Origin of the sequence: Stenotrophomonas sp. (genome assembly GCF_032061965.1) — a bacterium.
Classification (GTDB): Bacteria; Pseudomonadota; Gammaproteobacteria; order Xanthomonadales; family Xanthomonadaceae; genus Stenotrophomonas.
The window spans coordinates 35,255-43,017 of record NZ_DAMBEF010000031.1 but is presented as its reverse complement, the minus strand read 5'-3'; the positions used below and the strand labels follow the sequence as shown (position 1 = coordinate 43,017).

The 7,763-nt window shown below is 62.9% G+C and carries 9 protein-coding genes; 8 read left to right on the top strand and 1 reads right to left on the bottom strand.

Annotated elements, in window-relative coordinates; translation table 11 throughout:
- Together RT460_RS14915 and RT460_RS14910 are read left to right on the top strand one after the other, a co-directional pair.
- On the top strand, positions 1–1,492 hold a 1,492-nt coding region (locus RT460_RS14915; protein WP_313319759.1), incomplete at its 5' end, for an oligopeptide:H+ symporter.
- Between the two features lie 11 nt (positions 1,493–1,503).
- The gene (locus RT460_RS14910; RefSeq protein ID WP_313319757.1) at positions 1,504–2,115 is read left to right on the top strand and encodes a rhomboid family intramembrane serine protease; all 612 of its coding nucleotides are present in this window, start codon (positions 1,504–1,506) and stop codon (positions 2,113–2,115) included.
- 47 nt (positions 2,116–2,162) lie between these two features.
- On the opposite strand, the gene RT460_RS14905 is transcribed toward RT460_RS14910, so the two are convergent.
- Positions 2,163–2,321 (bottom strand): hypothetical protein, encoded by a 159-nt coding sequence (locus RT460_RS14905; RefSeq protein WP_313319755.1) that lies wholly within the window; start codon positions 2,319–2,321, stop codon positions 2,163–2,165.
- A 194-nt stretch (positions 2,322–2,515) separates the two neighbouring features.
- On the opposite strand from RT460_RS14905, the gene RT460_RS14900 reads away from it, so the two are divergent.
- The 6 genes from RT460_RS14900 (at position 2,516) to RT460_RS14875 (ending at position 7,754) form a co-directional block, all read left to right on the top strand.
- Positions 2,516–2,809 (top strand): GNAT family N-acetyltransferase, encoded by a 294-nt coding sequence (locus tag RT460_RS14900; protein WP_313319753.1) that lies wholly within the window; start codon positions 2,516–2,518, stop codon positions 2,807–2,809.
- Between the two features lie 57 nt (positions 2,810–2,866).
- Positions 2,867–3,700 (top strand): DUF4163 domain-containing protein, encoded by an 834-nt coding sequence (locus tag RT460_RS14895; protein WP_313319751.1) that lies wholly within the window; start codon positions 2,867–2,869, stop codon positions 3,698–3,700.
- 16 nt (positions 3,701–3,716) lie between these two features.
- Positions 3,717–4,832 (top strand): cyclopropane fatty acyl phospholipid synthase, encoded by a 1,116-nt coding sequence (gene cfa, locus RT460_RS14890; RefSeq protein WP_313319750.1) that lies wholly within the window; start codon positions 3,717–3,719, stop codon positions 4,830–4,832.
- 90 nt (positions 4,833–4,922) lie between these two features.
- Positions 4,923–5,417, top strand: a complete 495-nt coding sequence (locus RT460_RS14885; protein WP_313319748.1) for a MarR family transcriptional regulator — start codon at positions 4,923–4,925, stop codon at positions 5,415–5,417.
- A gap of 5 nt (positions 5,418–5,422) precedes the next feature.
- Positions 5,423–7,567, top strand: coding sequence for an FUSC family protein (locus RT460_RS14880; protein ID WP_313319746.1), 2,145 nt, complete (start codon positions 5,423–5,425; stop codon positions 7,565–7,567).
- Complete coding sequence (locus RT460_RS14875; RefSeq protein ID WP_313319744.1) at positions 7,557–7,754, top strand: DUF1656 domain-containing protein; 198 nt, start codon at positions 7,557–7,559, stop codon at positions 7,752–7,754. Before RT460_RS14880 ends, RT460_RS14875 begins: the two co-directional genes overlap by 11 nt.
- Positions 7,755–7,763 lie beyond the last annotated feature (9 nt).

The following is a 7,763-nucleotide window of genomic DNA, read 5'->3' as shown; positions in this document are numbered from 1 at the left end:
CTGCGAGCGGTTCAGCTTCTACGGGATGCGCAACATCCTGGTGCAGTTCCTGATCACCTCGACGCTGCTGCAGCACATCCTGGACTCGGGTGAGCGCGCATTGGCCGCGAAGGACCTGATGCACACCTTCATGATCGGGGTGTACTTCTTCCCGTTGCTGGGTGGCTGGATCGCCGATCGCTTCTTCGGCAAGTACAACACCATCCTCTGGTTCAGCCTGATCTACTGCCTGGGGCATGCATTCCTGGCGGTGTTCGAAGACAACCGCATGGGCTTCTTTGCCGGCCTGGGCCTGATTGCGTTTGGCGCCGGTGGTATCAAGCCGCTGGTGGCCTCGTTTGTCGGCGACCAGTTTGACCAGAGCAACAAGCACCTGGCCAAGAAGGTGTTTGACGCCTTCTACTGGATCATCAACTTCGGTTCTCTGTTCGCGTCCCTGACCATGCCGTTGTTCCTGAAGAACTACGGCCCCTCGGTGGCCTTCGGCATTCCGGGCCTGCTGATGTTCGTGGCGACCTTCGTGTTCTGGCTGGGCCGGAAGAAATATGTGCTGGTCAAGCCGCAGATGGCCGAGGACCCGGATTCGTTCGGCAAGGTCATCCGCACCGCGCTGTTTGCGCGCAAGCCGGGGCAGGGCCGTCCTGGCTTGGTGCTGGCCGGGTTGGGCCTGCTGGCGGCGGTGGTATCGCTGGCCATGACCCCGGTGCTGGGCTTCGTGATTGCCGCCTGTATCGCCTTGGTGGTGCTGATTGCCGGCGTCGGCGGTGGCGCTTGGCTGCAGCTGGACCGCGCCCGCGGTAGCCACTCGGACGCGTCCGTCGATGGTGTACGCAGTGTCCTGCGGGTACTGGTGATCTTTGCCTTGGTCACCCCATTCCATTCCCTGTTCGACCAGAAGGCCTCTACCTGGGTGATCCAGGGTGAGGAGATGACCAAGCCGGCCTGGTTCGTTGCCTCGCAGATGCAGGCCTTGAACCCGGCACTGGTGATGATCCTGATCCCGTTCAACAATCTCGTGCTGTACCCGCTGCTGGCCAGGATGGGCTGGGAGCCAACCGCGCTGCGGCGCATGACCGCCGGTATTGCCTTCAGTGGCCTGGCCTGGATCGTGATCGGTGGCATCCAGGTGGTGATGGACGGTGGTGAACCCATGTCCATTGTCTGGCAGGTGCTGCCGTACGCATTGCTGACCCTGGGCGAAGTACTGGTTTCGGCCACCGGCCTGGAGTTCGCTTACAGCCAGGCACCGCAGTCGATGAAGGGTGTGGTGATGAGCTTCTGGAACCTGACCACCACGGTCGGCAACCTGTGGGTGCTGCTGGCCAATTTTGCCGTGCGCAACGATTCGGTGACGGGCAGTATCGCCACCACCGGGCTCAGCGTCACCGCCTTCCAGATGTTCTTCTTCGCTGGCTTCGCCTTGCTGGCCGCGCTGGCTTTCGGTATGTATGCGCGGCGATATAAAGTCGTCGACAACTACCGGGCAGCCTGAGCATGCAGGGAATGATCACGTACGTTCTTATCGGTGTCACCGCGCTGGTGTCGTGGCTTGCATTCAAGGACCGCAAGCTGGCCGACCGGCTGGTGCTGTGGCCCCCGGCGATCGATCGCCACAAGCAGTATGACCGGCTGGTGACCTACGGCTTCATCCACGCCGACTTCCCGCACCTGCTGTTCAACATGATCACCCTGTACTTCTTCGGTCGCTTGGTCGAGAAGCTGATGGCCAGCATTACCGGCCATTGGTGGGTGTACCTGTTGTTCTATCTGTCGGCGCTGGTGGTGTCGATCCTGCCCAGCTACCTGAAGAATCAGAAGAATCCCAACTACCTCAGCCTTGGTGCATCGGGCGCGGTGTCGGCGGTATTGTTCGCCTTCATCCTGGTGTCGCCCTGGTCGCTGATCTTCGTGTTCTTCATCCCGGCCCCGGCCATCCTGTACGCCGTGTTCTATGTCGGCTACAGCATCTGGATGGACAAGAAGGGCGGTGACAACGTCAATCACAGCGCGCACCTGGCCGGTGCGGCCTATGGCGTGATGTTCATGCTGTTGATGGAGCCCGGGCTGCTGCAGCACTTCCTGCAGGCCTTGATGAACCCCAGCTTCGGTCTCTGAGACGGGCGCCATGGCGCGCCATGCGCGCCCCTTGGCCAGGCGGTCGCTCAGGCGGCGTACGTGGCCAGCAGGCGCGAATAGACTTCGCTGTCGATCTTGTCGAACTGCCAATTGCTGGTCTCGCCGGCAACCGTGAGCTGGAACAGGCCTTCGAGCAAGGTGGCGTCCTGGTCGTCGGTGGGGATGGGTTGTTCGATGTTGATCATGGCAATCCTTTCCTGGGTGTCGTGGTGGATACCGCAGCAAGAGCCGTGCCAAAAAATTTGACGCAGTTCTTGGTTTGATCCGTAAAGGGTCAGGGGGGTAAGGTCCGAATGTGACGCGCAGCGGCGGCAGCAGCGTCGCCACGCGTCATCACGGCCCTTTCACCCCACGGTTTTTGTCCCTGTCCGGAGTTCCCATGTCTACAGCCACCCCCAGCGACCCTGCGGTCCACCACAATGCCAACGCCCATCGCTTCGAGCTTGCGGTGGATGGGTACACGGCAGTCCTGGACTATGAGCTGCAGGACGGGGTGATGGTCATCACCCACACCGGCGTGCCCGATGCCATCGGCGGCCGCGGTATCGCCGGGCAGATCACGCGTTTCGCCCTGGACCACGCGCGCGCTGCCGGCTGGAAGGTGGTGCCGGCCTGCAGCTACGCGGCAGCCTTCATGCAACGTCATGGCGAATACACGGACCTGCTGGGATAATCGTCGTGGCATGGCCAGGCCCAGTCGGGCGGCCGGATCTTCGAGGAAAGACAGGGTATGAACAGGTTCGCACAGGGATCGTTGGCTGCCGCGGTGATGCTGGCGGCGTTGGCAGGATGCAAGCAGGAGCAACAGCAACAGCAGGGCGCGGCAGCCACGCCTGCGGCCCCGGTGGAGGCGCCGGCCACGCAGCCCCCGGCCGTTACCGAGCTGAAGGATGTCATCGAGAACACCCCGAGCTATGTGATCGGCATCAGCTACCCGCCGGCCGCTTCCAAGTACCCGGGCCTGGCCGCCGAGCTGGCAAGTTATTCCGAGCACGCCAAGGCCGAATTGCTGAAGGCGGTGAGCGAGTTGGGCAACGACAAGCCGACCGCTCCCTACGAACTTTCGCTGGCCTACGACGTGTTGGTTGATACCCCGGCAGTAGTGGCGGTGTCGGGCGATGGCAGCAGCTACACCGGTGGCGCCCATGGCCAGCCGCTGGTTGCCCGCTTCGTGTGGTTGCCACAGCAGCAGCACCTGCTCAAGGCCGAGGATTTGGTTGCTTCGGCCAAAGGCTGGCAGGCACTGAGCGACTATGCTGGCGACAAGTTGCTGGAACAGGCCACGGTGCGTGCCCAGGGCGAAGACCTGTCGCCGGAAGAGCAGCAGGCACAGGTGCGTAACCTGTCCAAGATGATCGACGAAGGGACGGCGCCGGATCCGGTCAACTTCAGCCAGTTCCAGCCGGTGCTTGATGCCGCGGGCAAGATCAGTGCAGTGCGTTTCGTGTTCCCGCCGTACCAGGTCGGTCCGTATTCGGACGGCACGCAGACCGTGGACGTGCCGGCTGCGGTGCTGTTGCCGCATGTGGCGGCCGACTACCAGGGGTTGTTCGCACACCCGTAAACCGTGGAGGCCAGCGATGGATGCAGGATTGCAACGACGTATCGAAGCGCTGTTGCAGGAGGCCGACATCACCCCCGGGGGTGACCGGCCGCAGGACATCGACATCCTCGACCCGCGCTTCTACGCGCGGGTGCTGGCTGATGGCTCGCTTGGCCTGGGCGAGAGTTACATGGACGGCTGGTGGCAGGCGCATTCGCTCGATGGTTTCCTCACCCATCTGCTGGACGCGCGTCTTGATGAGCGCGTCCACGGCGGTGGCGAGGTCTGGGACGCGCTCAAGGCCAAACTGTTCAACCTGCAGAGCGGGCAGGGCAGCCACGAGGTAGGTAAGCGCCACTATGACCTTGGCAACGACCTGTACCGCGCCATGCTGGGCAAGCGCATGGTTTACAGCTGTGGCTACTGGCGCAATGCCGGAAACCTGGACGACGCGCAGGAAGCGAAGCTTGACCTGATCTGCCGCAAGCTCGGTCTGCAGCCAGGCATGCGCGTGCTGGATATCGGCTGTGGCTGGGGCGAGGCGCTCAAGTACGCCGCCGAGAAGCATGGTGTGGAGGGCGTGGGGGTGACCATCTCGCAGGAGCAGGCCGAGTTCGCGCGCAAGCTGTGCGCTGGGCTGCCGGTCGAGATTCGCCTGCAGGACTATCGGGAACTGGACGAACCTTTCGACGCCATCCTGTCGGTGGGCATGTTTGAACACGTCGGGGTCAAGAACTACCGTACCTATTTCGAGGTGGCACGGCGCTGCCTCGACGAACACGGGCTGTTCCTGCTGCACAGCATCGGTGCCAATGTCAGCCGCGACCGCACCGATCCGTGGATCGCCAAGTACATCTTCCCCAACTCCATGCTGCCGTCGGCCGTGCAGATCACGCAGGCGATGGAGGGGCTGTTCGTGATGGAGGACTGGCACAACTTCGGTACCGACTATGACCGCACGCTGTTGGCCTGGCGGGAGAACGTCGAGGCGGCCTGGGACCGGTTGGACGAACGCTACGATGAGCGCTTCCGCCGGATGTGGCGCTTCTATCTGGCCGGGTCGATGGCGACCTTCCGCACCCGGCATTCCCAATTGTGGCAATTGGTCCTGTCCCCGCGCGGGGTGCGCGGTGGCTATGTCGTACCCCGCTGAACGACAGCTTGCGTAACCGGAAAACTGTTTTAGAAGTTTATATTACATTTGTGTATTATCTGGCTCCGCCCTGGATGAGCCGGATGAGCCATGAGCAGCTTTGACGCAACCGAAACCCGGATAGATGCCACCTGTGAACGCTGGCCCGGGTTCCCGCGCGAACCGGCGGTTCTGGTCCGGCTGGTAAAGGTGATCTACAAGGCGGTGCATGACCGCGCCAACGGGGTACTGCGCGAACACGACCTCAGCCATGCCGAATACAACATCCTGATGATGCTGTACGGCACGCCTGCACGCGCACTCAATCCCTCCGAGCTGGCCGAGGCGGCGACCGAAAAGTCAGCCAACATCACCCGACTTACCGATCAGCTGTGCGGCAAGGGCCTGGTTGAACGTATCCCGGATACCACCGATCGACGCAAGTTGGGTTTGAACCTGACCAAGGCGGGCCTGCGCTGCGTCGAAGGCGTGTTGCCGAAGATGGCCGAGCTGCTGGTAGAGCAGGTACAGGGTTTGGATACGAAGGAACAGCATCAACTTGAGCGCCTGCTCAAGAAGATGCTGGATGGATTCGACGTAGGCTGACGCGCATGGCTATCTCTCCGGTTTCCGCGACCACGCCGCCCGTAGCGCCCTGGTATGTGGGCATGCGTGGTTTCCTCAAGGGCGAGGCCGATACCTGGCTGTTCGTCCTGCGCACGACCTTGGCATTTTTCCTGACCGGTTGGCTGGCGATGCGCTTCCAGCTGCCGCAGCCGGGCACGGCGATGATGACCACCGTGATCGTGATGCATCGGCAGAGCGGCATGGTGCTGGCCAAGGCCTTCTACCGCGTGCTTGGCACCTTGATCGGTGCGGCCGGGGCACTGCTGATCGTTGCGTTGTTCCCGCAGCAGCGTGAGCCCTTCCTGGTGCTGATGGCGCTGTGGATCGCCGGCTGCACGGCCGGCGCTACCTTGCATCGCAATTTCAAGTCGTATGCTTTCGTGCTGGCCGGTTATACCGCTGCGATCGTCGCACTGCCGGTGATCGCCAGCCATCCCGGCCAGATCTTCGACTCGGCGGTAGCACGCATCAGTGAGGTCCTGCTGGGGCTGCTGGTGACGGCGGTGATCAGTGACACCTTGTTCCCGGTGCGTTTGCGCGACACGTTGCGTGCGGCGGTGGCCAACCAGTATGCCGAGTTCCTTGGCTTCATCCGCGGCGCGCTGTTGGGTGAAGTGCCGCGCGAGAAGATGGAACAGGCGCATCTGCGGGTGGTGCGTGATGCCGTGACGCTGGAGGACCTGCGCAGTTCGGTGATCTTCGAGGACCCGGAAGCCCGCGCACGCAGTGCACATCTGCAACGGTTCAATCAGCGGTTCATGGCGGCGTCCACCACGTTCCAGTCGCTGCATCACCTGATCAACCGCCTGTTGCGGCAGGCCGATCCATCCACGGGCCAGGCCTTGCAGGCCTTGTATCAGCCACTGGGCCAGGCCATCCAATCCGGTGAGGTCTCGCCAGAACAGTTGGCCGCGAAGATCCACCCGGTTCGCAAAGGCCTGCCTGCGCGCATCGCATTGCTGCGCGAGGGGATTGGCGGTGGCGCCAATGTGGAGGATTTCGACGTCGGCGCCGAACTGCTGCGACGTTTCGTCAAGGAGATCGAGCAGTATGTCCACGCACGTGGGCAACTGACCCAGCAGGTCGCGCCCAGCCAGGAAGATGCACGCGCGCACTTCGTGCGCGGCAATGACTACGCGGGGGCCTTTGTGGCATTCGCGCGCACCGCCATCACCATGCTGGTGTTGGGGGCGTTCTGGGCGGCCAGCGGCTGGGCGATGGCGGCGAATGTGATGTTGCTTGCCACCATCTTTTCCGGCCTGTTTGCCACCGTGCCCAACGCGGCCAGGATGACCGGCAAGCTTGCTGGCGGTTACTTCATCGGCCTGGTGGCCGGCTATGTCTGTGACTACTGGGTGCTCGCGCGGATGGATGGTTACGCCCTGCTGGTGGCCGGGTTGCTGCCGTTCTTCCTGGTGGGTCCCTATATGGTCAGCCGGCCCATGCTGTCGATATTCGGCCTGGGCTATACGATGGGTCTGGTCAATATCCTTGCGATCAGCAGCCTGCATTCGTTTGACCCGACGCGCTTTTTCAATGAAGGCACCTCGCATATGTTGGCGATGGGCGCGGCGGTGGTCAGTTTCGCGCTGATGCCGCCATTGGTCGGCACGGCATGGTTGCGGCGCCGTCAGATGGCCGGACTGCGCGCGCAGGTCCGCTCCGCGGCACAGGCGCCGCTGCGTGGCCTGCAGCATCGCTTTGAAAGCACCAACAGCGATCTGCTGCATCAGATTGTTGCCCATACCGCGCCGGGCAGCGACGAGTCGCGGGAGCAGCTGGCTTGGGCCTTGGCGGTCAATGAGACTGGCCGTGCGCTGATCCATCTGCGTCAGGACGTCGCGCATGAGCCGGCGTCCACCCCGCTGCACGCGCATGTGGATGCGGTGGTGCTGGCGCTTTCCGACTTTTTCGCCTCGCCGAGCGTTGATGGCTGGCAGCGCGCCGAGCGCGCACTCGAGGCCGCGATGGACTTGGCCCGGACCCAGTCCGGCCAGGCCCCGGTCGCCGGCCGTGTGCTGTTGCACCTTGGACTGGTACGCCTGGCGTTGGTGGATGACCGCTCGGTGATGGCCCCCTACATCGTCCCGTCGGACAGTTCGGCGGAGGAAACCGTTGATGCCCATTGAAATTGCCTTCGCCGGAACCCTGTTCCCTGGCCTGCTGTTGTTGTTCGTGCTGGTCTGCGTGCTGTTATGGGCACTGGACTCGGTAGCGGGCCGTCGCGGCTGGTACCGGCATGTCTGGCATCCGGCCCTGTTCCGTACTGCGATCTTCGTCTGTCTGTTTGGTGGCTTCGGCCTGCTGTTGTTCTGAGAATTTGCC